Here is a 23,310-nt window from a genome sequence, read left to right on the forward strand (position 1 = left end):
ACCCGCACGGAAGTCATTGCGGGGTAAGGACTAACGGCGCACCCGAGCACGTCTGATGTGTCGGGTGCCTTCGCCGTGCAGTCCGGCGAAGGCACCCTTTCACGGCGTCACCGCTTCTCAAGCGGGGATCAGCCCATTACGACAGGTGGGCCAGGATTGCTGCGACCTCTCGGGCTCGGTTGAAGAAGCAGACGTGGCTGCCGTCGACGGAGTGGACGTCGAACGGGTTGTCCGGGGTCAGGTCGTCCGCTTCGGCGATCATCCTGTCCTGCATCGCGATCGGGATGCACCGGTCTTCGGTGAAGCGGACGTAGGAGTGCGGGATCCGGCCCCAGGCTTCGGCTCGGAGCTGGGCGTCGGCCGTGGCCGGGGCCATCGTCTCGTCCGGGTCGAGGGTGTTGAGCAGGGCCCGGAACTCAGCGTCGGTGCCGTCCGCCATCATCGCCGCCTTCAGCTCGGCGAACAGTTCTCCGGCCACACCGCGCCAGTTGATCCGGGCGGCTCCCAGGGCCTCCGGGTCGCCGATCATCGCCGACGGTGCCGCGTCGTCGAGCAGGTTCGTGGCGTGCTCGGGCGACGTGCTGTACTCGGCCATCGTCCGGGTGGTGGCGCTGCACCACGCCGACAGGTAGACGATCCGGCCCAGCAGTTCGGGGATCTCGTTGCCCACGGCGCTGATCGTCACGCCGCCCATGCTCGAGCCGACGAGGATCACCGGGCCGTGCTCGGCGACGCGTCGCACCGCTGCGATCACGTGCTCGACGTTGTCGGCCAGGTCGATCCCGGCCATCGGCGACGGGGCCTCGGTCAGTTCGGCGAGGTCCTGCGGGTTCCGGTAGTAGGCGGCGGGTTGCCGCGCCGCGCCGTGTCCCGGCAGGTCGACGGCCAGCGAGCGGTGTCCCAGCAGCGCGAGTTCCTGCTGCAGCGGCACCCAGCTCTGGGCGTTGCTGGACGCGCCGTGGACTAGGACGAAGGTGGTGTTCATGGGTTGTCGTACTCCCGGTCGGACGCCGGAGCGTCAGATGTGCGGTGCCGTCAGCGGGCACCGGGAACGGATTCGGGGAGGACGCGCGGAAGCGGCGGCCTCAGGCCGGAATCCGGGTGCGGGCGTAGACGACTGCGAAACCCATGCGCAGGACGTTAGCAGCTGTGGTCAGGAGAGTTCCGCGCAGAGGTCGCGTTCCTCGCCGTCGGCTCGGCGGACCAGGCGGTAGTCGTCGGAGATGTCGACCGCGTAGTGACCGGTGAGCAGGTAGAGCCCGGGGTCGTGGTTGCTCTGGCCGGGGCCGAAGCCCATCAGGACCGGGCCGCTCCAGTCCCAGGTGACCACGCCGTCGGGCCGGTAGGTCAGGAACGCGTGACCGCTGGCGTTGGCTTCGACGGACTCGCCGGTGGCCAGGTTGGTGACCCGGTCGATGAGCGGCCCCTTGTACTCCTCGCGCTTCACCGAACCGTCCGGGTAGGTCTCCACCACCCGCTTGACCACCTCGTCCACCAGCTGTTCGACGCGCACGTCGAACGCGCACCTGGTACCGGCCGGGGCGGTGGAGGGCTCCGACGGCGCGGGCACCCACTCGCCGGGCGGCTCCGCGGCGGCGCTGCCCGCCGGTCCCAGCAACGCGACCGCGGTCAGCACCGCGACTCCGCTCGTGCGCATCAGGCCTCTCCCGTCCCGAGATGGAGGCCCCACGCTAGCGGCGTCTTCCGGCCGACCGGCCGGTGTCCCGCCGAACAACACCCGATCGGCCGTCACGCGTGGTCGAACGCGAAGTCGGCGAGCACGGCGCGGTGGTCGCTCCCCCGGGTCTCGACCACGTCGGCGCCGGTGGACGTGATGCCCCGGTAGAGCACGTGATCCAGGCGGACCAGCGGTGCGACCGCCGGCCAGGTGAAGCCGAAGCCCGCCGGTTCGGCTTCCCGGAGGGTCCGCAGCAGCGGGCCCATCTCGCGATCGGTGGTCGCGGTGTTCAGGTCTGCGAGCACGACCACCCGCTCCGCCCGGTCCGCGACGAGCGCGGTGCGCAGCTCGGCCAGGCCCCGGTTGCGCTCGGCCACGGAGTCCGGTCGCAGCGACGGCAGGTGCGCCACGTACACCGCGATCGGGCTGCTCGGAGTGCGGATCCGCGCCCGCAGGGCACGGGTCCACCCCATCCCCAGGTCCACCGGCTCGACGGCCTCGATCGGGTACCTGCTCCACACGCCCACCGTGCCCAGGAGCTCGTGGTGCCGGTAGTCCGCCCCGAGGGCTTCCCCCACGGCTGAGCGCGCCGGGCCGGTCAGCTCCTGCACACCGATCACGTCCGCTCCGGTCGCCGCCAGGTCCGCGGCCGTCGCCGCCGGGTTCTCGTTGGCCGCGAAGACGTTCTGGCTGACCACCCGCAGGTCGCCGGAGGCCGACGCCCGCGGGAGCAGGGCGGTGCCGAACGCCGCGCACCAGACCACCACCGGGACCAGCACGGCCGCTGCGGCGCGGGTCCTGCCGACCAGCCCGAGCACCACGAGAACCGGGATGAGCAGGCCGAGCCACGGCGCCGCGCTGTCGAGCAGGGTGCCCGCGCCGCTGATGTCGGGCACCAGTTCGTGCGCGCCGAGCAGCAGGGTGAGCACCCCGCAGCCGATCAGGACCGTCACCCGCAGCCGGGTCGATCCGCTTTGGTCGCTGTTCACACCCGGCAGGTTCGGTGCCCGAGATGAGAGCTGGATGAGAGCTTGCATCCTGGTGGGATGCGGATTCTGGTCGTCGAGGACGAGACGTCGGTGCGGGACGCGGTGGTGCTCGGTCTGCGGAGCGAGGGCTACGAGACCGGCACCGCTGGTGACGGCGCGCAGGCGCTGACCGAGATGGCCCGGTCGCAGCCGGACGCGATCGTGCTCGACCTGCTGATGCCGTTCATGGACGGGCTGACGCTGTGCCGCCGGCTGCGCGCGGGCGGTGACCGGACGCCGATCCTGGTGCTCACCGCGCGCGATGCCGTGACCGACCGGATCGCCGGGCTGGACGCCGGCGCCGACGACTACCTGGTCAAACCGTTCGACCTGGAGGAGCTGCTCGCCCGCGTGCGAGCGCTGCTGCGGCGCAGCTACCCCGAGGACGAAGCGGTGCTGCGCGTCGCCGACCTCACCGTGGACACCGCGGCGCACCGCGTGCTGCGCGGGGACCGGGTGGTCGAGCTCAGCCGGACCGAGTTCGCGCTGCTGGAGGTGCTGGCCCGCAACGCGGAGCAGGTGCTGCCCCGCGAGGTGATCACCGAGCGCGTGTGGGGCACCGACTTCGGCCCGGCCTCGAACTCGCTGGAGGTCTACGTCCGCTACCTGCGCCGCAAGCTGGAGGCGGGCGGCGAGCCGCGGCTCGTGCACACCGTGCGCGGCATCGGCTACCGGCTCGGTGCGCGATGAGGCGCCGTTGGCCGCTGCGGCTGCGGATCGCCGTCGCCACCGCGCTGGCGGTGACCGTCGCGGTGGCGGGCATGGCGGTGGCCGGGTACGCGATCGTGGCGCACGAGCTGGACCGCTCGCTGAACCTCGGGTTGACCCGCGAGGTCGCCCGCTTGGTCAGGCTGGAGCAGGCCTCCCCCGGGGCGTGGTCGCCCGCCGGACCGTGCGTGTTCCTCGCCGCACCGGCATGCGTGCAGAAGGTGGACGTCAGCGGTCGCGTCGAGGGCGACAGCGCGTTGCCGGTCGACGAGCGCACCACGGCCGTTGCCGCTGGTCGCAGCGGAGCGTTCTTCAGCGACATCGTGCTGGAGGGGTTCCCGGTGCGGATGCTGACCGCTCCGCTCGCGACCGGCACCGCCGTCGAGGTCGCGGTCCGCTCCGACCGGGTGGACGAGAGCCTGCGGCGCATCAGCCTCGCGCTGCTGGCAGCGGGCGCGGCCGGGGTCGTGCTGGCGGCCGTCGCCGGGTTCGCGGTCGCCCGGGCCGGGCTCGCACCGGTAGCCGCGCTGACGTCCACGGCCGAGCGGGTGGCCCGGACCCGCGATCCCCAGGAACACCTCGATGTTCGCGGCGACGACGAGATCGCCCGGCTGGCAACGGCTTTCAACACGATGCTCGGCGAGCTCCAGCAGGCGCTCGGCGCGTTGCGGGAATCGCTGACCGCGCAGCGGCAGCTCGTCGCCGACGCCTCGCACGAGTTGCGCACCCCGTTGACCGGTCTGCGCACCAACATCGACCTGCTCACCCGGGCGGACCGGTTGAGCCCCGGGCAGCGGGCGGCGACGATCGAGGCGCTGCGCGCGCAGGCCGTCGAGCTGACCGGGCTCGTCACGGATCTGATCGACCTGGCGCGCGGCGACGAGGCACCGGCCGAGGAGACCGAGGACGTCCGGCTGGACGAGCTCGTCGAGCGGTGCGCGGCCGTCGCCCGCCGCCACCACCCGGGCATCACCTTCGAAACCGACCTCGAACCGACCGTTCTCGACGGGGTGCCGCGCACGCTGGCCCGGGCCGTGACGAATCTGCTGGACAACGCGGCGAAGTTCAGCCCGGCCCGCGGAACCGTGCAGGTCCGGCTGCACGGCGGGGAGCTCGTCGTGCAGGACCGCGGGCCGGGCATCGCGGCGGCCGAGCTGGACCGCGTCTTCGACCGGTTCTACCGCTCCGCCGCCGCGCGCGGTCTGCCCGGCTCCGGTCTCGGCCTGGCGATCGTCCACCAGGTGGCCACCGCGCACGGCGCCACCGCCACCGCCGAGTCACCGCCCGGCGGTGGGGCGTTGTTCCGGCTGCGGTTCCCGGCGACGTGATCCTCAGGTGCCGAACTGCCAGGACGTGAGGTACTCGTGCTGGCGGGGCGTGAGCTCGTCGATGGTGATGTCGTAGGCCGCCAGCTTGGCCACCGCCACCTCGTCCTCGATCTCCTGCGGGATCGGGTGCACCGCCGGTGCCAGCTCGCCCGCGCGTTCCACCAGGTAGCGGACCGCCAGCGCCTGGGTCGCGAAGGTCATGTCCATCACCTCGGCCGGGTGGGCTTCCGCGGCGGCCTGGCCGAGCAGGCGGCCTTCGGCCAGCAGCAGGATCCGGTGGCCTTCCGGGAGGGTGTACTCCACGCAGTTGTCGCGCAGGTAGCGGCGGCTGGTCGCGGTGCTGGTCAGGTCGTCGACCGCGATCTCCAGGTCGAAGTGCCCGGAGTTGCCGACGACCGCGCCGTCCTTCATCAGCCGCATGTGCTCGACGGTGACCACGTCGCGGTTGCCGGTCGTGGTGATGACGACGTCGGCTTCGGCGGCGGCGCGGTGCATCGGCAGCACCCGCAGGCCGTCGAGCTTGGCCTCCAGCGCCCGCACCGGGTTCACCTCGGTGACCACGACGTCGGCGCCCATGCCGCGGGCCCGCGCCGCCACGCCACGCCCGCACCAGCCGTAGCCGGCCACCACCACGGTCGCCCCGGCCAGCAGGATGTTGGTGGCGCGCAGGATTCCGTCGATGGTGTTCTGCCCGGTGCCGTAGCGGTTGTCGAACAGGTGCTTGGTCAGCGCGTCGTTGGTGGGCAGGACCGGGTAGCGCAGTGCGGCGTCGGCGGCCATGTTGCGCATCCGGATCACGCCGGTGGAGGTGATCTCGGTGCCGCCGACGATCGCGGGCAGCAGTTCCGGGCGCTGCTCGTGCACCGTGGCGGTCAGGTCGGCGCCGTCGTCGACGATCAGCGTGGGCTCGATGTCGAGCGCGCCCTTCACCTGCTGGTAGTAGGTTTCGCGGTCGCAGCCGCGGATCGCGAAGACCTCGGCGCCCAGGTCCCGCTGGATCGCGGCGGCGACGTCGTCCTTCGTGGACAGCGGGTTCGACGCGCACAGCGCCACTTCGGCGCCGCCCGCGACCAGCGCGCGGCACAGGTTCGCCGTCTCGGTGGTGACGTGCAGGCAGGCGGCGATGCGCGCGCCGCGAAGCGGTTTCTCCGCCGCCCAGCGCTCGGTCAGGCCGGCCAGGACCGGCATCCGGCGGTGGGCGAACTCGATCTTGCGGGCGCCGTCGTCGGCCAGCGCCGGATCGCGCAGCAGGGGCATCGGGTGCTCCTCTCCTCGGTGGACCAACCGAGTCCACCGCGCCGCCGGCGCGGGAACCAGAGCACGAACCGGGCGTCAACCCGGCATCTGGTGAAACGAGCTGGAGGCGGGCGGGTTCCACGCGTAACGTCGCCGGGGTGGCACGCCAGTCCGACCTCGCACAGAAACGCCGCAGCCGCGGCCACACGCAGGAGACGCTCGCGCACCGGCTGGAGGTGGACGTCTCCACAGTGGCGCGGTGGGAGCGGGGCGCTTCCACGCCGACCCCGCGGATGCGGGAGGCGCTGGCCCGCGAGCTGGGGCTCTCACTGGACCAGCTCGCCGGGCTGCTGCCGCACCCCGCCGTCGTCCGGGAAGTGCCCGCCGTCGACCCGGTGGAGCTGATCAAGGACGTCTGGACCTCGGCCGAGCGCGACGGGCTCGCCGCACGCCTGGCGGAGAACGCCCCCGCGCCCGGGCTGACCGGTGATCGCGCGGTGCGCGTGGCCCACCAGTGGCTGATCACCCCGCCGCCGCCCGCGGTGGCGTGGCGGAGCGAATCCGGCCAGCGCGTCGGTTCCGGCGCGCTCGGTCGCCTCCAGGCCCGGTTGCGGTACCTGCACCACGCCGACGACGTGATGGCCGGTGGGGACCTGCACACCACGATCCGCGGTGAGCTCGCAGGCACCGCGGCGCTGCTGCGCTCGTCGAGCTATCCCGAGGAGATCGGCCGCGGACTGCTGCGGGTCATCGCCGAGCTGTGCCAGCTGGCGGGCTGGTCGACCGCCGACGCCGGGCACATCGCGACCGCCGAGCGCTACTACCTCAGCGGGATCCAGGCCGCGCACGCCGCCGACGACCCGGTGCTTGCCGCGCAGGTGGTGTCGGCGCTGGCCGGGCACCTGACCGAGTACGGCAGGGCGCGCGATGCGGTTCTGGTGGCCAAGTCGGCGCAGGCGCGCATCGACGGCCTGGGGCGCGACGCCGCGACGCCGACCGTGCGCGCGCTGCTGCACGCGCGGGCCTCGTGGGCGCACGTGGCGGCGGGCGAGCCCGGTCAAGCCGCCACCGCTATCCAGCGCGCTCAGGACGAGTACGGGCGCCGCCGCGACGGCGATCCCGATCCGGCGTGGGTCTACTGGCTGACGCCGGAGGAGATGGACATCATCGTCGGCCGGGTCGACACCGCGCTGGGCCGCACCCGGCAGGCCCGGCAGCGCTTGACCTCGGCGATCCGCAGCTGCGATCACCGCCGCGTCCGCGAGACCGCGCTCTACACGACCTGGCTCGCGCACGCGCACCTGCGCGCGCAGGACGTCGACGGCGCCTCGGCGCTGGCCGACCGCGCCCAGCAGCTGAGCGAGACGATCCCCTCCGACTACAGCGAGCGCGCGGTGCGCCAGCTGACCCGGCAGCTGGCGGCGGTCCGCTAGCAACTGCTCAGACTGTTCCTGGTTCTTTGTCTTTGAAACGCCGGAGGCGTTTAGCCCACCCTCGCAGCTCGCACCGCCGCGGGTTCTCAGAGGTTTCCTGGCGAGGACGGCCCCTCCGCCGTGTATTGGTCATACATCAGGCTGGGCACCCGCAGTCCAGGAAGCCTCTGAGGTTCCGCTACCCGCACCGCCACGCAAAACGAGCAGGGACAGTCTCTTCGGGTGGTAATTCCTCGCCATTGCAGCGTCGGGAGGGCCGCGGACCGTACCCTGTGCCGCGGTCGACGATGAGCGGCGGAGGCGAGCTGAATTGACCCGAGCACAGGGGTTGCGCCGGATCCGGGCCGACGTGCTGGTCCTGGCGCTGGGGATGGTGGCGGTCCTGCTGGGCGTGTTCAGCACCGCCGGTGCCGCGGCCAAGGCGCCGAGCACGGCGATGCGCGGGGTGTGGATCGCCTCGGTGGCCAACATCGACTGGCCGAGCAAGCCGGGCCTGTCCGCCGAGCAGCAGCAGGCCGAGTACCGGAAGCTGCTCGACCAGGCCGTGAACAACAAGTTGAACGCGGTGTTCGTGCAGGTCCGGCCGACCGCGGACGCGTTCTGGCCGTCGCCGCACGAGCCGTGGTCGCACTGGTTGAGCGGCGAGCAGGGCAAGGATCCCGGCTACGACCCGCTGAAGTTCGCCGTCGACGAGGCGCACCAGCGCGGGCTGGCGTTCCACGCCTGGTTCAACCCGTACCGGGTCAGCATGCAGGACGATCCGCAGGCGCTGGTGCCCGAGCACCCGGCGCGGCAGCACCCGGACTGGACCTTCGCCTACGGCGGCAAGCTGTACTTCGACCCGGGCGTGCCCGCGGCGCGCGAGTTCGTCACCGAGGCGATCATGCACGCGGTGCGCAACTACGACGTGGACGGCGTGCACCTGGACGACTACTTCTACCCCTACCCCGTCGAGGGCGAGCAGATCCCTGACGAGGACACCTTCGCCGAGCACGGCGGCGACTTCACCGACATCGCCGACTGGCGGCGCGACAACGTGAACCGGCTGGTGTCCGATCTGGACACCGAGGTGCACGAGGCCAAGCCGGACGCGCAGTTCGGCGTCAGCCCGTTCGGCATCTGGCGCAACGCCTCCAGCGACCCGGACGGCTCGGACACCAACGGGCTGGAGTCGTACTCGGCGATCTACGCCGACACCCGCAAGTGGGTCCAGCAGGGCTGGGTCGACTACATCGCCCCGCAGGTCTACTGGCCGATCGGCCACTCGGCCGCCGACTACGCGAAACTCGTTCCCTGGTGGTCGGAAGCGGTCGCCGGCACCGACGTCGACCTCTACATCGGGCAGGCCGCCTACCGCGTCGGCCAGGAGGGCTGGACCGATCCGGGCGAGCTGTCGGAGCACCTGGCGCTCAACGCCGAGAACCCCGGCGTCAAGGGCGACATCTACTTCAGCGCGAAGTCGCTGACCAGCAACGCCGCCGAGGCCATCGCCCGGGTGGTCGAGGAGCACTACGGCGGCTGATCAGTCGCCCGGCTCGTCCCGGTAGATCTGCAGCCGGAGCTCGCGCGCCTTGGTCATGTGATCCCGCGCCAGGTCGTGCGCCCGGTCCGCGTCGCGCTGCTCGATCGCGTCGATGAGGGCGTGGTGCTCGGCCAGAGCTTCGGACCAGCGGCCCGGGACCTTCAGGGTGGTCGCCGGGTACCGGGTGAGGTGGTTGTTCAGGCGGGTCAGCAGGTCCACGATGGTGCCGTTGTGGCTGGCCACCCAGATCGCCTCGTGCACCGCGCGGTTGGCCGCCGCCATCGCGGGCGGATCATCGGTCGCGGTGCCGTCCATCGCCGTCTGGGCGCGCCGGATGCGGATCAGGTCGAAGTCGCTGCGCCGCTGGGCGGCGGCGGCGGCCGCGGTGGCCTCCAGGGAGATCCGGACCTCGTAGATCTCCAGGATCTCCTCGGGGCTGCGGGTGCGCACCCGCATGCCACGCTCGGCGCGTTCGACCAGGCCGTCCTGCTCCAGGCGGCGCAGCGCTTCGCGCACCGGTGTGCGGCTGGTGCCGTACTTCTCGGCCAGCACTAGCTCGACCAGTTGGGCCCCGGCCTCGAACGTGCCGTCGACGATCTCGCCGCGCAGCCGGTCGTACACCTCGGACAGCGCTGCCCCCTCCTTCTGCAGATCCGCTCGCGGCGGAGCACTCGACGAGCCACAGCATACCTCGGTATGCATTGCGCCCTCAGGCGATCCGCACGGCCAGTCCCTCCAGGCCCGGCACCGCCGGGAACCGTTGCAGCACCTGAGGATCGTGGCCGGGCACGATCAGCTCCGGGCGGTCCGCCAGCGCGTGCAGGACGTCGAAGGCGTCGTACATCGTCGGCAGGTGCGTCACCACCCCGTAGGGCTTGCGCTGCTCGACGTTCTCGTAGAAGTGGGACGCGTCGGCGGCCAGCACCACGTTGCCCGCCGCGGTGCGGACCCGCACCACCTGCAGGCCCGGGGTGTGCCCGCCGACCCGGTGCGCGGTCACCCCCGGCACCACCTCGTGCACCCCGTCGACCAGGCGCACCCGGCCGGTGAAGTTCTGCTCCACCAGGTAGCCGACGTCGGCGGGCTCCACGAAGTGCGCCAGCTGCCCGCGCGAGGCGTGCCGGGACGTCCAGAACGCCAGCTCCGACTCCTGCAGCACCACCTCCGCGCGCGGGAAGTCGGCCACGTGCCCGGAGTGGTCGTAGTGCAGGTGGCTGATCACCAGGTGGCCGATGCCATCCGGCTCCACGCCCAGCGCGCGGATGGTGTCCATCGGGGAGCGCAGGTAGTCGCGATTGCCGCGCCGCGCCGCCGTTTCCGGGGTGAAACCGGCGTCGAAGAGCACCGCGCGGGAGTCCGAGACGGCCAGCCACACGTAGTAGGAGATCGGCCAGTCGTCCAGGGCGCACGGGTCGTGGCCGTAGAAGTGCTCACCGCGCACCGACGCGCCCCGGTGCGCGAACCTGATCGCGTAGACCTGGAACTCCTCAGCCACGGCGCGCCGACCTCCCGGCCCCGGCACCGGCCAGCCGCCCGAACACCGCTCCCGAGGTCAGGCCGCTGCCGCCCGGGTAGTTGCCGGAGAACAGCCCGCCGACCATCTCCCCCGCGGCGTAGAACCCCTCGATCGGCCGGCCGCCGGTGTCCAGGACCCGGGCGGACTCGTCGACGTGCAGGCCGCCGAAGGTGAAGGTGATGCCGCAGCCGACGACGTAGCCGTAGTACGGGGCGGTGTCCAGCGCCTGCGCCCAGTTGGACTTGGGCGGGTCGACCCGGGCGGCGCGGCCGTCCTTGACCGCCGGGTCGAACGGTTCGTCCATGATGGACTCGTTGAACTCCTCGACGGTGCGCTGCAAACCCGCCGCGTCGACGCCCAGCTCCGCGGCGAGCGCGGCGAGCGAGCCGGCCTGCGCGCCCGCGATCGGCCGCGAGTCGTACTCCTCCTTGCGCAGCAGCGGGCGGGTCTTGGCGTCGAAGAGCTGGAACGCGCGGCCCTGCGGCTGGTGCAGGATCTCCCGGCCGTACTTGGCGTAGGTGTAGTTGCGGAAGTCCGCGCCCTCGTCGACGAAGCGCTCGCCGTCGACGTTGACCACGATGCCGATCGGATAGCTCTGCCGGGTCAGCTGGTTGGTCAGCTCCCGGTTGCCGCCGGTCGGGCTGCCGTCGGCGTCCCAGGCGACGCTGTGGCAGGAACCCCAGTCGCCGTGCGGGGCGGCGCCGAGGGCCAGCGCGAGTTCGAGCACCTCGCCGGTGTTGGTGGGCGTGCCGCGGACCAGGGCGCGGTCCCAGCCCTCGCCGAGGTGCTCGGCGCGGCGCTGCGGGTCGGACTCGAAGCCACCGGCCGAGAGCACCACGGCTCCGGCGGCGATCCGGTGCTCGGCACCGGCGGAATCGCGGTAGGTGACACCGCGCTCGGCCTGGTGCAGCGCGGTGACCTCCGCCCCGTAGCGGATCTCCACACCCGCTTCCAGCGCGGCCTCGGTGTGCTGGGCGATGAGCCCCTTGCCGCCGTCGACGGTGCCGACGAACAGGCCACCGGAGAACACCCACTTGCCGTCCGAGAGGTAGGACTGCCGCTCGTACATCAGCCGCCACCTGATGCCCTTGGTGGCCAGCCAGCGCACCGCGTCGGCGGAGCGGGAGACCAGGACCTCGGTCAGCACCGGATCGCACCTGCCGCCGGTGACCCGCCGCATGTCGGCCGCGAAGGCGCTCGCCGGGTAGGCGGGCACCACGGAGTCGGTGTGCCGCTCGTCGGGTTCGAGCAGGTCGGCGAACTCCTCGATGCCGTCGATGGCGAACCGGAACGCACCCGCGGTGTAGAACGAGTTGCCCCCGGCCGCGGCTTCGGGCGCCTTCTCCAGCAGCAGCACCTTCGCGCCCTGCTCCACGGCCGAGTGCGCGGCGGAGAACCCGGCGTTGCCGCCGCCGACCACCACCACGTCGAACTGGTCGGTCATCCTTCGTCTCCCTCGTCGTCGGAGGTTTCGGTCATGGGGCGCCCGGTCCAGCGCTCCCAGAGCGTGGCGATCGAGGCGTAGTCGAGCCTGCCGAGCCCTTCGGCGACGCCGAGCTCGTAGACGGTGTGCGCGCCTTGGATGCCGAACAGCGGCACACCGGTGTCCTGGGCCATGGCCAGCGCCAGGGTGGAGTCCTTGCGGGCGGCCTCGGTGGGCATGCCGCCCTCGTAGTCACCGCGCAGGATCCGCTCCGCGAAGCGGTGCGTCAGCGGCCGCGTCAGCCCGGCTTCCGGCCCGGACAGCAGCGCGGCCAGCGCCGAACCGGACACCCCGGTGGCCGCGGCCAGCGCCCCGGCCTCGGCCAGCACCACCATCACGGCGTGCGCCACCGCGTTGTTGATCACCTTCGCGGCCATGCCGCTGCCCACCGGGCCGAACCTGGTGGTGGTCGCGCTGATCGCGCCCATCACCCCGGCCACCTTGTCCACATCGGACTCCTCGCCGCCGACCAGCAGCGTCGCGGTGCCACCGGCCATCTGGGCCACGCCCGAGAGGATCGCCGCGTCCACGACGCCGATCCCGTGCGCCGCGCAGATCCGCTGCTCTTCGAGCACGTCGGCGGGGTTGACCGTGCTGGTCTCCAGGATCACGCCGCCCGCGCGCATCCGCGGCGCGAGGTCGGCGATCACCTGCAGCGAGATCTTCGGCGCGGGCAGCGAGAGCACCACGACGTCGGTCTCCGCGAGGTCGGCCACCGATCCGGCGGCGGTGACCTGCGGGTGCTCGACGGCCCGCGCGACCCGCTCCGGATCGAGGTCGAACACGCGAAGCGGACCACGCGCGGCTAGGCGCCCGGCGACCGCACCGCCCATGTTCCCCAGGCCACACAGCGAAACGGCGTCGCTCACCGGCGTTCTCCTTCCAGTTGACGAGTTCGTCGGGAAAAGAATTCAGAGGCGGATCGAGAAGGGGTCCGGGGTCTGGCCGGTCAGGTCGATCATCACGTTCTTCGTGCTCAGGTACTCGTGCAGCGCTTCCTCGCCGCGTTCGCGGCCGTAGCCGGACTTCCGGGTCCCGCCGAACGGGGCCTGCGCGGCGCTGGCGCGGTAGGTGTTCACCCACACCGTGCCCGCCCGCAGCCGCTTGGCGACCCGGTGGGCGCGGGTCAGGTCGTTGGTCCAGATCCCCGAGGCCAGGCCGAAGTCGCTGTCGTTGGCGATCGCGACGGCCTCGTCGTCGTCGGCGAACGGGATCGCGCTGAGCACCGGGCCGAAGATCTCCTCGCGGGCCAGCGCCGAGGTGTTGGCGACGTCGGCGAACACCGTCGGCCGCACGAACAGGCCCTCGCCCAGCGCCGGTTCGTCGACCGGCGCGGCACCGGCCACCGCGCGGGCCCCGGACTCGACTCCGGCGGCGATGGCGCGCTGGATGCGGTCGCGCTGCGGCCGGTTGGCGACCGGCCCCATCTGCGTCCGCGGGTCCGCCGGATCGCCGAGGCGGATCTCCGCGGCGCGCGCCGCGACCGCCTGCACCACCTGGTCGTAGACCGATTCGTGCACCAGCAGCCGACTGCCCGCGATGCAGGTCTGCCCGCCTGCCGCGAAGATCCCGGCGACCGCGCCGGTGACCGCGCGGTCCAGGTCGGCGTCGGCGAAGACGATGTTCGGCGACTTGCCGCCCAGCTCCAGGGTGACCGGGACCAGGTTCTTGGCGGCGGCAGCGGCGATCGCGCTGCCGGTCGGGACGCTGCCGGTGAAGCTGATCCGGTCCAGGCCGGCGTGCTCGGTCAGCGCGATCCCGGCCTGCGGGCCGCCGGTCACGATGTTGATCACGCCCGGCGGGAATCCGGCCCGCTCCACCAGGTCCGCCATCCGCAGCGTGGTCGCCGAGGCGTGCTCGGAAGGCTTGACCACCACGCAGCACCCGGCCGCCAGCGCCGGGGCGAGCTTGTTGGCCAGCAGCTGCATCGGCGAGTTCCAGGCGGTGATCAGGGCCGCGACGCCGATCGGCTCGGCCACCGTGTAGTCCAGGGCGTCCGGGGTGTCCAGCGGGATGGTGCGCCCGCAGAGCTTGTCGGCGTACCCGGCGAAGAACCGGTAGTTGCGGGCCGCGAAGCGCGCCTGGCCGGTGGTCTCGCGGACCAGCTTGCCGTTGTCGGCAGACTCCAGCCGCCCGAGCTCGTCGGCGTGCTCCTCGACCAGCCCGGCCAACCGGTGCATCAGTTCGGCGCGGCGGATGCCGGGAGTCGTCGACCAGCCGCCGTCGAAGGCGGCGCGGGCCGCGGCGACCGCGGCGTCGACGTCCTGCGGGCCGGCGTCCGGGACGGTGGCGAACTCGGCGGCGGTGAAGGGGTTGATCGCGGGCAGCTCCTGCCCGGTGGCCGCCCGCACCCGCTGCCCGCCGACGAGCATCCGGAATTCGGGGTTGGTCATGTGGCGCGCTCCGTGTCGGTCGTCGGCTTCGCGGCGCGCCTCGACATCCTCGGTCCACATCGGCACGCCGTTGTATACAAAAGAATACGCACAGCGCGATGCCCTATGTCAAGCAAGGATCACCAGCCCACGAACAAGAGAGCGCACAAGGCAGAAAGGGTATTGACGCCGAAGGACGCAAACGTATCCTGCTGCATACAGTCGCGCTCCGCTGCATCCGCAGCGGCCGCCGTCGTCCCCCGCGGAGAGGAACAACGATGTCCGCTGCGATCGCGACCAGCGTGTGCTGCCTGGTCCTGATGTTCGCCATGGCGATCACCTTCAACGTCAACATCGGCGCGCTCGGCTTCGTCGCCGCGCTGGTGGTCGCCACCGTCGGCGGGCTGTCCTCGGACCAGCTGCTGGAGTCCTTCCCGGCCGACATCTTCGTGCTGATCGCCGGGGTCACGTACCTGTTCGCGATCGCCCGCGAGAACGGCACCGTCGAGCTCATCATCCGGACCGGTGTGCGGCTGGTCGCCGGCAAGGTGGCGCTGATCCCGGTGGTGTTCGGCGCGATCGCGGCCCTGCTGGTGGCCTTCGGGGTCTTCCCCTCCGCGGCGCTGGCGCTGCTGGCACCGCTGGCGATGACCTTCGCCGCGCAGTACCGGGTCAGCCCGCTGCTGATGGGCCTGATCGTGCTGCACGGCGTCAACGCGACGGCGATGTCACCGCTGAACTCCTACGGCGCGGTCACGCAGCGCGTGCTGACCGAGTCCGGGCTGGCCGACGTGTCGATCTGGTCGGTGTTCACCCTCTTCCTGGCGATGTACCTGCTGCTGATGACCGCGGTGTACTTCGCCTTCGGCGGCCTGCGGCTGATCCGGCGCGGCCACGGCGCGGAACCGGCCGTCGACGGCGTCGGCGCGGAGGTGACCAGCAGCGATGTCACCGGCGAGCAGAAGGTGACGTTGCTGGCCATCGCCGCGCTGGTGGTGCTGGCGCTGGGCTTCGGCCTCGACGTCGGGATCACCGCCTTCGGCCTCGGCGCGCTGCTCACCCTGTTCTTCCCGAAGCGGGCCGACGGCGCGATCCGGGGCATCTCGTGGAGCGTCATCCTGCTGACCTCGGGGCTGTTCGTCTTCGTCGGGGTCGCGAAGGAGGTCGGCGCGATCGACTACGCCTCCCACGCGATCGGCAGCCTGGGCGACCCGGTCCTGACGACGCTGCTGGCGTTCCTGGTCGGCGGCGTGGTCTCGGCGTTCGCCTCCACCACCGCGACGCTCGGCGCGACGTTCCCCATCCTGATCCCGCCGCTGCAGGCCGCCGACTTCCCGCACATCCCCGGCGCGGTGGCCGGTTTCGGCGTGGCCGCCAGCGTCGTGGACGTCAGCCCCACCTCGCCCAGCGGCGCGATGCTGATGGCCAACGTCCGCAACCGCGACAAGCAGGTCTACTTCCGCCAACTGGTGTTCTACGCGGGCGCGATGCTGGTCGCCGGCTCGCTCGTCCCGTGGCTCCTGCTGGTGGTGCTCGGCCTGGGCTGAGCATCCCGCGAACTCCCGAATCCGATCGCACACCGTCGCACGCCGAAGAGGTCCGATGCCGCACACGATCCGAGCACCGCAGCCCAGTTCCAGCTCGATGGCGCGCAAGGTCATCGCCGCGAGCTTCATCGGCACCACCGTGGAGTGGTACGACTTCTTCCTCTACGGGACCGCATCCGCCCTGGTCTTCAACCGGCTGTTCTTCCCGCAATTCTCCTCACTGGCGGGCACGATCGCCGCTTTCGGCGCGTTCGCAGCGGGTTTCATCGCCCGGCCGGTCGGAGGTGTCCTCTTCGGGCACTTCGGCGACCGGGTCGGCCGCAAGTCCATGCTCATCTACAGCCTCGTGGGGATGGGCGCCTCCACCGTCGCGATCGGCCTGCTGCCGACCTACGCCCAGATCGGCGTCCTGGCGCCGGTCCTGCTCGTGCTGTGCCGGCTCGTCCAGGGGTTCGCCGTGGGCGGCGAATGGGGCGGCGCGGTCCTCATGTCCGTCGAGCACTCCCCGGCGCACAAGCGCGGGCTGGCGGGCAGCTGGACCCAGGCCGGCTCCCCCGCCGGGCTGGTCCTCGCGACCGCCGCGTTCGGCGGCTTCTCGATGCTGCCCGAGGACGCCTTCATGAGCTGGGGCTGGCGGGTGCCGTTCCTGCTCAGCGCGGCCCTGGTCGTCGTGGGCATGTTCATCCGGCTCAACGTCATCGAGTCGCCCGAGTTCCAGGAGGTGAAGCAGGCGGGCGGGCGAACCAGGCTGCCGATCGTCGACGCCGTCCGCGACCACCCGCTCAACATCCTGCTCGCTGTCGGTTGCTGCCTCGCGCCGTTCGTCAACTTCTACCTCGTCGCGACGTTCGTCCTCACCTACGGCACGTCCTCGCTGGGGCTGGAGCGCTCGGCCGTGCTGGTCGTCGTCGCGATCGCCGCGTCGCTGGAAGTGGTCACCATCCCGCTGGCGGCGGCCCTGTCCGACCGCATCGGCAGGCGCAAGGTCTTCCTCACCGGTGCGGCCCTGTTCGCCGCGTTCGCCTACCCGTTCTTCCTCGTCAACGAGTCCGCGAACTCGACGTGGGTCCTCGGCCTCACCTGCGTCGTGGGGCTCTCGCTGATCCACCCGCTGATGTACGGGCCGATGGCCACCCTGTTCGCGGAGATGTTCGCGCCCGAGGTCCGGTACAGCGCGGCCTCCCTCGGCTACCAGCTCGGCGCGATCTTCGGCGGCGGCTTCGCACCGCTGGTCCTGACCGCGCTGCTGGCCACCGGCGGTGGTTCCGCGGCCGCCCTGCCGCCGTACCTGATCACCGTGAGCGTCCTGACCTTCGCCGCCGTCTTCTGGGCCACGCAACCGGGCCGCGCGCATTCGACCGAACGAAGGGACCGCTGAGTTGACCACCGCACTGCTCGACGCCGACCTCGCACGATGGATCGACGCCTGCCGCGGCGACCGGGAGCTGTCCGGCCTCGCCGCCGCGACGACGGTCACCTTCGGCATTCGCTCCGACGACTGGTCGGCGCTGTTCGGCTTTCACGACGGACGGCTCGCCGAACCGGTCGGCAGCCCGGACTTCGTCCTGGTCGCGGCCGCCGCGGACTGGAGCAGGTTCTTCCAGCCCGTGCCGCCTCCGGCGTACCAGAACTTCTTCGGCATGCTCATGCGCGTTCCCGGCGCGCGGGTCGAGGGCAGCGAACTGGCGATGGCGCAGCACGCGCACCTCGTCCGCCGGGTGCTGGAGCTGGGCCGGGAGGCGATCTCCGGTCCGCGGGCCGCCCCGGCCTCGCACCCGGCCCCGGGCAAGGCGCACCTGCGCCCGGGCTACGTGCGCATCGACGTCCGCGGCGAACCGGTGGAGATCTTCTACGAGGAGGCGGGCGCAGGCCCGGACGTCCTGCTCCTGCACACCGCGGGCGCCGATGCCCGCCAGTACCACGACCTGATGGCCGACACGGCGCTGACCTCGCGCTGCCGGCTCGTCGCGTTCGACCTGCCCGGCCACGGCCGTTCCGGCCTGCTGCCCGGAATCGCGCCCGGCGAGTACAGCTTGACCACCGACCTGTACGCCACGACCGTCCTCGCCGTGATCGACGCGCTGGGACTGGCCTCGCCCGTGGTCAGCGGTTCCTCGATGGGCGGGGAGATCTGCCTGGAACTGGCGCACCGCGCCCCGCACGCCCTCGGCGGCGTGATCGCGTGCGAGGCCAGCGACCGGGTTCCCGGCCGGCAGGTGCCGTGGGCCAAGCACCCCGCGGTCAACGAGTCCACCTTCGTCCCGGAGTGGGTCCACGGGCTCATGGCCCCGCAGAGCCCGCAGCGCTGCCGCCGCGAGGTGTGGTGGGGCTACTCCCAGGGCGGGTTCGGGACCTTCGCGGGCGACATCGACTTCTACAGCGGTGACTGGGACGGCCGCGACCGGGTCGGCGAGATCGACACCTCCCGCTGCCCGGTGATCATGATGACCGGCGAGTACGACTACTCGTGCACACCGGCGATGTCGGCGGCAACCGCGCGCAAGATCCCCGGAGCTGTCTTCTGGCCGATGCCGGGCCTCGGGCACTTCCCGATGGCGGAGAACCCGCCGCTGTTCGCCGGGCACTTCGCCGCGGCGCTGGACCGCCTGGGAATTCCGTGAGGTCCCTCAGGTCAGCTCGGCGAAGCGCTCCACCTGGTCGCTGCTGCCCGCGACGACCAGGATGTCGCCCTCGTGCACCACCGTCTCGGCCGTCGCGTAGGTGAAGGCCTGCCCCGGCTGCTTGATCGCCACGACGGTCACCCCGTACTTCGAGCGCACCCGCGTGTCGCCGAGCGGGCGGCCCATCGCTTCGGCCGGTGCGCGGGTCTTGGCCAGCGCGTAGTGCTCGTCCTCGAGCTCGATGTAGTCGAGCATCCGGCCCATCACCAGGTGCGCCGTGGTCTTGCCCATCTCGTGCTCCGGCAGCACGACGTGGTGCGCGCCCACCCGCTCCAGGATCCGGCCGTGCTGGCGGCTGGTCGCCTTGGCCCAGATGTTCGGGATGCCGAAGTCCACCAGCAGCGAGGTGGTCAGGATGCTGGCCTCCAGCTCGGTGCCGATGGCCACCACCGCCCTGCTGAACTGGTGCACGCCGAGCTGGCGCAGGCTCTCCGGGTCGGTGGTGTCGGCGACCGCGGTGTGGGTCAGCTCGTCGGCGTGCCGCTGCACGACGGTCGGCCGCGAGTCGATGGCCAGCACCTCCGCGCCGCGCCGCACCAGCTCACCGGCCAGCGAGCTGCCGAACCGGCCGAGGCCGATCACCACGATCTGATTCGCTGCGTCGTTCCTAGCCAACGATGGGTCGCTCCTCCGGCAGTTCGTAGCGGCGGCCGCGCTCCCGCAGCGCCAGCGCCGAGGCCAGCGTGATCGGGCCGAGGCGGCCGATGAACATCAGTACCACCAGCAGTATCTGCCCGAGTGCCGGGATCTGGGCGGTGATCCCGGTGGACAGGCCGACCGTGGCGAACGCCGAGATCACTTCGAACAGCACCGCGTCCAGGCCGAACGGCGTGATCACCTGCAGCACCAGCACGCTCAGCACGACCACGCCGACGGCGATCAGCACGATGGTCAGGGCCTGCCGCTGCACGCCTTCCGGCAGCCGCCGCCCCATGACGTGCACGGTCGGTTCGCCGCGGATCTCGGCCAGGATCACGAACGCCAGCAGCGCGAACGTGGTGATCTTGATGCCGCCCGCGGTGCCCGCGCTGCCACCGCCGATGAACATCAGGACGTCCTGCACCAGCAGCGTGCCCGAGTGCATCTCGGCGATGTCGAGGTTGTTGAACCCGGCGGTCCTGGTCATGGTCGCGGCGAAGAAGCCGGCCAGCAGCTTGCCCGGCCAGGACAGCGGCCCGAGCGTTCCGGGGTTGGTCCACTCGGCGGCGGTGACCACCACCGAGCCGCCGATCAGCAGCACCACCGTGACCCACACCGTGATCTTGGTGTGCAGCGTCCAGCGGCGGGGCTGGCGCAACCTGCTGAACAGCTCCAGCCACACCGGGAACCCGAGCCCGCCCGCGATCACCGCCAGCGCGATCGGCAGGCAGAACCAGGCGTCGGTGACGAAGCCCATCAGGTTGTCGGTGCGCAGCGCGAAGCCCGCGTTGTTGAACGCCGAGACGGCGTGGAACACGCCTTCGTAGACCGCGCGGCCGAACCCGATCCCGTAACCGGTCACCAGCCGCGCGGTCAGCGCCACCGCCACCACCAGCTCGAAGACCAGGCTGAGCAGCAGGATGCGACCGACCACCCGCCGGACGTCGCCGAGCCCGAGGGTCTTGGTCTCCGCTTGCGCGGTGAGCCGCATGCGCAGCCCGAACCGGCGGAACACCAGCAGGCTCAGCAGCGACGCGAGGGTCATGATGCCCAGCCCGCCCAGCTGGATCAGGACGAGGATGATCACTTCGCCCGCGGTGGACCAGTACGTCGGCGTGTCCACCACGATCAGCCCGGTCACGCACGCCGCCGACGTCGCGGTGAACAGCGCGACGACCAGCCCGGTCGCCTCACCGGATTCGGTGGCGAACGGCATCGACAGCAGCAGCGTGCCGACGGCGATCAGCCCGGCGAAGCCCAGCACGACCGACACTGCGGGCTGCCTGCGCACCGCGGCGAGGCGCCGGCCGCTGCTCTGGAGGACGTTCACGCGTGGGACAGTACTTGACCTGCTGCTACGGCGCGTCGATCACCACAACACCGTCCTGATCGGCCACGACGTACTCGCCGGGGACGAACTGGACACCGCCGAGCTCGACGACCTCGTCCACCACGCCCTCGCCGGTCTTGGTGCTCTTGCGCGGGTTGGTGCCCAGCGCCTTGACGCCGAAGTCCATCCCGGCCAGCACCGCCGAGTCGCGCACCGCGCCGTTGATGATCGCTCCGCTCCAGCCGTTGGACCGGCCCAGCTCGGCGATCAGGTCGCCCATCAGCGCGGTGTGCAGCGAGCCCTGGCCGTCGATCACCAGCACCCTGCCCTCGCCCGGCGTGGACAGGATCTCCTTGAGCAGGGCGTTGTCCTGGAAGCACTTGACCGTGCGGATCCGGCCCTCGAAGGCCACCCGCCCGCCGATGTCGCGGAACTGCACGTCGCAGCTGCGCACCCCCGGCCCTTCCCGGTCCGCGAGGTCAGCCGTAGCCAAAGTCATGGGCGGTCCCGCCTCTCCGCGATTTTCAGTGGGTCGCGAGCGTACCCAGCGGTAGCCGTCTCCCGCGCGGTACCGCGATCAACACCACACCCGGCCGGTCAGCCGCAGTTCTCGGCGCGTTTCAGGAGCAGTTCGCGCTCGCGGGCGTTGGCGGTCAGCTCGGCGGCGCGCTCGAACTCGGCGCGGGCTTCGGCGGGCCGGTCCAGCTTGGCCAGGAGGTCGCCGCGGACGCTGGGCAGCAGGTGGTAGCCCTCCAGCGAGCCCTCGGCCACCAGCTGGTCGACGAGGTGCAGGGCGGGCTCGGGACCGAAGGCCATCGACACCGCCACCGCGCGGTTGAGCTCCACCACCGGCGACGGCGTGACCTCCGAGAGCTGCTCGTAGATCCGGACGATCCGCGCCCAGTCGGTCTCCGCCGCGGTGCGCGCCCGCGCGTGGCAGGCCGCGATCGCCGCTTGCAGCCGGTAGGGGCCGGGCGGAGCGCCGATCTCCTCCGCGCGCTGCAGCGCGGCGAGCCCGCGGCGGATCAGCAGCTGGTCCCAGCGGGTGCGGTCCTGCTCCAGCAGCAGCACGGGCTCACCGGTGGGGCCGGTGCGCGCGGCGGTGCGGGACGCCTGGATCTCCAGCAGCGCGACCAGGCCGTGCACCTCGGGTTCGCCGGGCACGAGGCCTGCCAGGATCCGCCCGAGCCGCAGCGCGTCGTCGCACAGCTCGGTGCGCAGCCAATCCGCGCCGGAGGTGGCCGTGTAGCCCTCGTTGAAGATGAGGTAGACGACTTCCAGCACCGCGGGCAACCGCGCCGCGAGCTCGTCCCCGCTCGGCGCTTCGAACGGGATCTGCTTGCGCGCCAGCGTCTTCTTGGCCCGCACGATGCGCTGCGCGATGGTCGGCTCGGGCACCAGGAAGGCGCGGGCGATCTCCTTGGTCGTCAGCCCGCACAGCACCCGCAGGGCCAGCGCCACCCGCGCCTCGGTGGACAGCACCGGGTGGCAGGCGGTGAACACCAGGCGCAGCAGGTCGTCGCCGAAGTCCGGGCCGGTGTCCACCTCGATCTCGGTGTGCTGCCGCTGCTCCAGGTCCCGGCCGATCTCCTGCTGCTTGCGCGCGAACCGCTCCTTGCGGCGCAGCTGGTCGATCGCGCGGTGCTTGGCGGTGGACATCAGCCAGGCGCCGGGATTGGGCGGCACCCCGGTCTCCGGCCACTTCTCCAGCGCGATGAGCAGCGCGTCCTGCGCCAGCTCCTCGGCCAGGCCGACGTCCTGCACGAGCCGCGCCAGGCCGGCGATCAGGCGGGCCGCCTCGATCCGCCAGACCGCTTCGATGGCGCGGTGGGTTTCGGAAACCGTCACCACGCCATCTCAGCACACCTGGTCAGGCGATTCCGCCCGCTTTGCGGACCTCCTCGCGCAGGTTCGCCTCGCGCTCGGCCTCCTCCTCGGACATCTCGAAGTCCTCGGCCTCGAACACCCGCCGCACCTCGACCGGTTCCGGGCACCGCTTGGCCCACTCCAGGGCCTCCTCGCGGGAGCGGACCTGGAGCAGCCAGAAACCGGCGATCAGCTCCTTGGCCTCGGTGAACGGCCCGTCCACCACGGACTTCCCGCCGCCGGTGGCGATCTCGGTGCGGAAGCCCTCCGAGCTGGGGTGCAGGCCTTCACCGGCCAGCAGCACACCGGCCTTGACCAGCTCCTCGTTGTAGTCCCCCATCGCCTTGAGCTCCTCCGGGGTCGGCATCGCGCCGTCCTCGGTCTCCGGGGTGGACTTCACGATCATCATGTATCGCATGCCGTTCACTTCCTGATCGTCCGCCGCTCTGGTGCGGGTCGGTGCACGAGTTCTACCAGCCGCCAACCGGTTTCAGCCGGTGAAATCGCGAATCTCCGCGGCGAGCCATTCCGCCCGCGCCGCGGCCGACACCTCGGCGGCGCCGTCCTCGATCGCCTGCACCTGCAGCACGGTGACCGGGGCCGGGCAGCGCCTGGCCCACTCGACCATCTCCTCGCGGGAGCGCACCTGGAGCAGCCAGAAACCGGCGATCACCTCCTCGTTCCCGGGAAACGGCCCGTGCACCACAGCTCGCCCACCCCCAGGGGCGAGCTCGGTCCGGAACCCCCTGGAACTGGGGTGCAGGCCGTCACCCGCCAGCAGCACGCCCGCCCGGACCAGCGCCTCGTTGTAGTCGCCCATCGCCTCGACGTCCGCCGGGCCGGGCGCACCGGCTCCGGCCATGACCGCCATCAGGAATCGCATCTCGGGGCCCTCCCCTGTCGGTGGCGGCCGGTCCGCCCGGCCGCTCACCAACGCATCGAA

General features: G+C 71.8%; 22 protein-coding genes. 7 read left to right on the plus strand and 15 right to left on the minus strand.

Annotation, left to right across the window (positions count from 1 at the left end):
- Window positions 1–136 precede the first annotated feature (136 nt).
- The 3 genes from OU416_RS35070 to OU416_RS35080 form a co-directional block, all read right to left on the minus strand.
- Window positions 137–985, minus strand: a complete 849-nt coding sequence (locus tag OU416_RS35070; protein WP_270931379.1) for an alpha/beta fold hydrolase — start codon at window positions 983–985, stop codon at window positions 137–139.
- A 168-nt stretch (window positions 986–1,153) separates the two neighbouring features.
- On the minus strand, window positions 1,154–1,657 hold the full coding sequence (locus OU416_RS35075; protein WP_270931380.1) for a hypothetical protein: 504 nt from the start codon (window positions 1,655–1,657) through the stop codon (window positions 1,154–1,156).
- Between the two features lie 92 nt (window positions 1,658–1,749).
- Window positions 1,750–2,667, minus strand: a complete 918-nt coding sequence (locus OU416_RS35080; RefSeq protein ID WP_270931381.1) for an endonuclease/exonuclease/phosphatase family protein — start codon at window positions 2,665–2,667, stop codon at window positions 1,750–1,752.
- Between the two features lie 57 nt (window positions 2,668–2,724).
- On the opposite strand from OU416_RS35080, the gene OU416_RS35085 reads away from it, so the two are divergent.
- Window positions 2,725–3,396 (plus strand): response regulator transcription factor, encoded by a 672-nt coding sequence (locus tag OU416_RS35085; protein ID WP_270931382.1) that lies wholly within the window; start codon window positions 2,725–2,727, stop codon window positions 3,394–3,396.
- Window positions 3,393–4,742 carry a HAMP domain-containing sensor histidine kinase gene (locus OU416_RS35090; RefSeq protein WP_270931383.1) on the plus strand — a complete coding sequence of 450 codons (1,350 nt, stop codon included), beginning with the start codon at window positions 3,393–3,395 and terminating at the stop codon, window positions 4,740–4,742. Before OU416_RS35085 ends, OU416_RS35090 begins: the two co-directional genes overlap by 4 nt.
- Before the next feature lie 3 nt (window positions 4,743–4,745).
- Here the strand turns inward: OU416_RS35090 and ahcY are convergent, their stop codons facing one another.
- Window positions 4,746–5,999, minus strand: a complete 1,254-nt coding sequence (gene ahcY, locus OU416_RS35095; RefSeq protein WP_270931384.1) for an adenosylhomocysteinase — start codon at window positions 5,997–5,999, stop codon at window positions 4,746–4,748.
- 137 nt (window positions 6,000–6,136) lie between these two features.
- Between ahcY and OU416_RS35100 the strand changes: the two genes are divergently transcribed.
- Together OU416_RS35100 and OU416_RS35105 are read left to right on the plus strand one after the other, a co-directional pair.
- Window positions 6,137–7,411, plus strand: a complete 1,275-nt coding sequence (locus tag OU416_RS35100; protein ID WP_270931385.1) for a helix-turn-helix domain-containing protein — start codon at window positions 6,137–6,139, stop codon at window positions 7,409–7,411.
- 310 nt (window positions 7,412–7,721) lie between these two features.
- Complete coding sequence (locus OU416_RS35105) at window positions 7,722–8,933, plus strand: glycoside hydrolase family 10 protein (protein WP_270931386.1); 1,212 nt, start codon at window positions 7,722–7,724, stop codon at window positions 8,931–8,933.
- Here OU416_RS35105 and OU416_RS35110 read toward each other — a convergent pair whose 3' ends face one another.
- From OU416_RS35110 to OU416_RS35130, 5 genes are all read right to left on the minus strand, one after another.
- Window positions 8,934–9,554 (minus strand): GntR family transcriptional regulator, encoded by a 621-nt coding sequence (locus OU416_RS35110; RefSeq protein ID WP_270931387.1) that lies wholly within the window; start codon window positions 9,552–9,554, stop codon window positions 8,934–8,936. It abuts the gene before it with no gap.
- Window positions 9,555–9,642: 88 nt separating this feature from the next.
- Window positions 9,643–10,428 carry an N-acyl homoserine lactonase family protein gene (locus OU416_RS35115; protein WP_270931388.1) on the minus strand — a complete coding sequence of 262 codons (786 nt, stop codon included), beginning with the start codon at window positions 10,426–10,428 and terminating at the stop codon, window positions 9,643–9,645.
- On the minus strand, window positions 10,421–11,893 hold the full coding sequence (tcuA, locus tag OU416_RS35120; RefSeq protein WP_270931389.1) for an FAD-dependent tricarballylate dehydrogenase TcuA: 1,473 nt from the start codon (window positions 11,891–11,893) through the stop codon (window positions 10,421–10,423). Before tcuA ends, OU416_RS35115 begins: the two co-directional genes overlap by 8 nt.
- The gene (locus tag OU416_RS35125) at window positions 11,890–12,801 is read right to left on the minus strand and encodes an NAD(P)-dependent oxidoreductase (RefSeq protein WP_270931390.1); all 912 of its coding nucleotides are present in this window, start codon (window positions 12,799–12,801) and stop codon (window positions 11,890–11,892) included. The genes tcuA and OU416_RS35125 overlap by 4 nt, the downstream gene beginning before the upstream one ends.
- 42 nt (window positions 12,802–12,843) lie before the next feature.
- Window positions 12,844–14,325, minus strand: coding sequence for an aldehyde dehydrogenase (locus OU416_RS35130; protein ID WP_270931391.1), 1,482 nt, complete (start codon window positions 14,323–14,325; stop codon window positions 12,844–12,846).
- Window positions 14,326–14,582: 257 nt separating this feature from the next.
- Here OU416_RS35130 and OU416_RS35135 point away from each other — a divergent pair, with 257 nt between their 5' ends.
- From OU416_RS35135 to OU416_RS35145, 3 genes are read left to right on the plus strand one after another with little or no spacing between them, the layout of a single operon-like run.
- On the plus strand, window positions 14,583–15,851 hold the full coding sequence (locus tag OU416_RS35135) for an SLC13 family permease (RefSeq protein WP_270931392.1): 1,269 nt from the start codon (window positions 14,583–14,585) through the stop codon (window positions 15,849–15,851).
- 55 nt (window positions 15,852–15,906) lie between these two features.
- Window positions 15,907–17,229, plus strand: coding sequence for an MFS transporter (locus tag OU416_RS35140; protein WP_270931393.1), 1,323 nt, complete (start codon window positions 15,907–15,909; stop codon window positions 17,227–17,229).
- A 1-nt stretch (window position 17,230) separates the two neighbouring features.
- Window positions 17,231–18,472 carry an alpha/beta fold hydrolase gene (locus OU416_RS35145; RefSeq protein ID WP_270931394.1) on the plus strand — a complete coding sequence of 414 codons (1,242 nt, stop codon included), beginning with the start codon at window positions 17,231–17,233 and terminating at the stop codon, window positions 18,470–18,472.
- A gap of 6 nt (window positions 18,473–18,478) precedes the next feature.
- Here OU416_RS35145 and OU416_RS35150 read toward each other — a convergent pair whose 3' ends face one another.
- The 6 genes from OU416_RS35150 to OU416_RS35175 form a co-directional block, all read right to left on the minus strand.
- Window positions 18,479–19,147, minus strand: coding sequence for a potassium channel family protein (locus tag OU416_RS35150; protein WP_270931395.1), 669 nt, complete (start codon window positions 19,145–19,147; stop codon window positions 18,479–18,481).
- Window positions 19,140–20,501, minus strand: coding sequence for a TrkH family potassium uptake protein (locus tag OU416_RS35155; protein WP_270931396.1), 1,362 nt, complete (start codon window positions 20,499–20,501; stop codon window positions 19,140–19,142). The genes OU416_RS35150 and OU416_RS35155 overlap by 8 nt, the downstream gene beginning before the upstream one ends.
- A gap of 25 nt (window positions 20,502–20,526) precedes the next feature.
- Entirely contained in the window at window positions 20,527–21,000 is a 474-nt protein-coding gene (gene rraA, locus OU416_RS35160) for a ribonuclease E activity regulator RraA (protein WP_270931397.1), read from the minus strand.
- 98 nt (window positions 21,001–21,098) lie between these two features.
- Window positions 21,099–22,349 carry an RNA polymerase sigma factor gene (locus OU416_RS35165; RefSeq protein ID WP_270931398.1) on the minus strand — a complete coding sequence of 417 codons (1,251 nt, stop codon included), beginning with the start codon at window positions 22,347–22,349 and terminating at the stop codon, window positions 21,099–21,101.
- Between the two features lie 22 nt (window positions 22,350–22,371).
- Window positions 22,372–22,785 (minus strand): YciI family protein, encoded by a 414-nt coding sequence (locus OU416_RS35170; RefSeq protein ID WP_270931441.1) that lies wholly within the window; start codon window positions 22,783–22,785, stop codon window positions 22,372–22,374.
- Window positions 22,786–22,857: 72 nt separating this feature from the next.
- A complete protein-coding gene (locus tag OU416_RS35175) occupies window positions 22,858–23,250 on the minus strand; it encodes a YciI family protein (protein WP_270931399.1) in 393 nt (130 codons plus the stop codon).
- Between the last annotated feature and the right edge of the window lie 60 nt (window positions 23,251–23,310).

Origin of the sequence: Saccharopolyspora indica (assembly GCF_027853965.1) — a bacterium.
Lineage (GTDB): Bacteria > Actinomycetota > Actinomycetes > Mycobacteriales > Pseudonocardiaceae > Saccharopolyspora > Saccharopolyspora indica.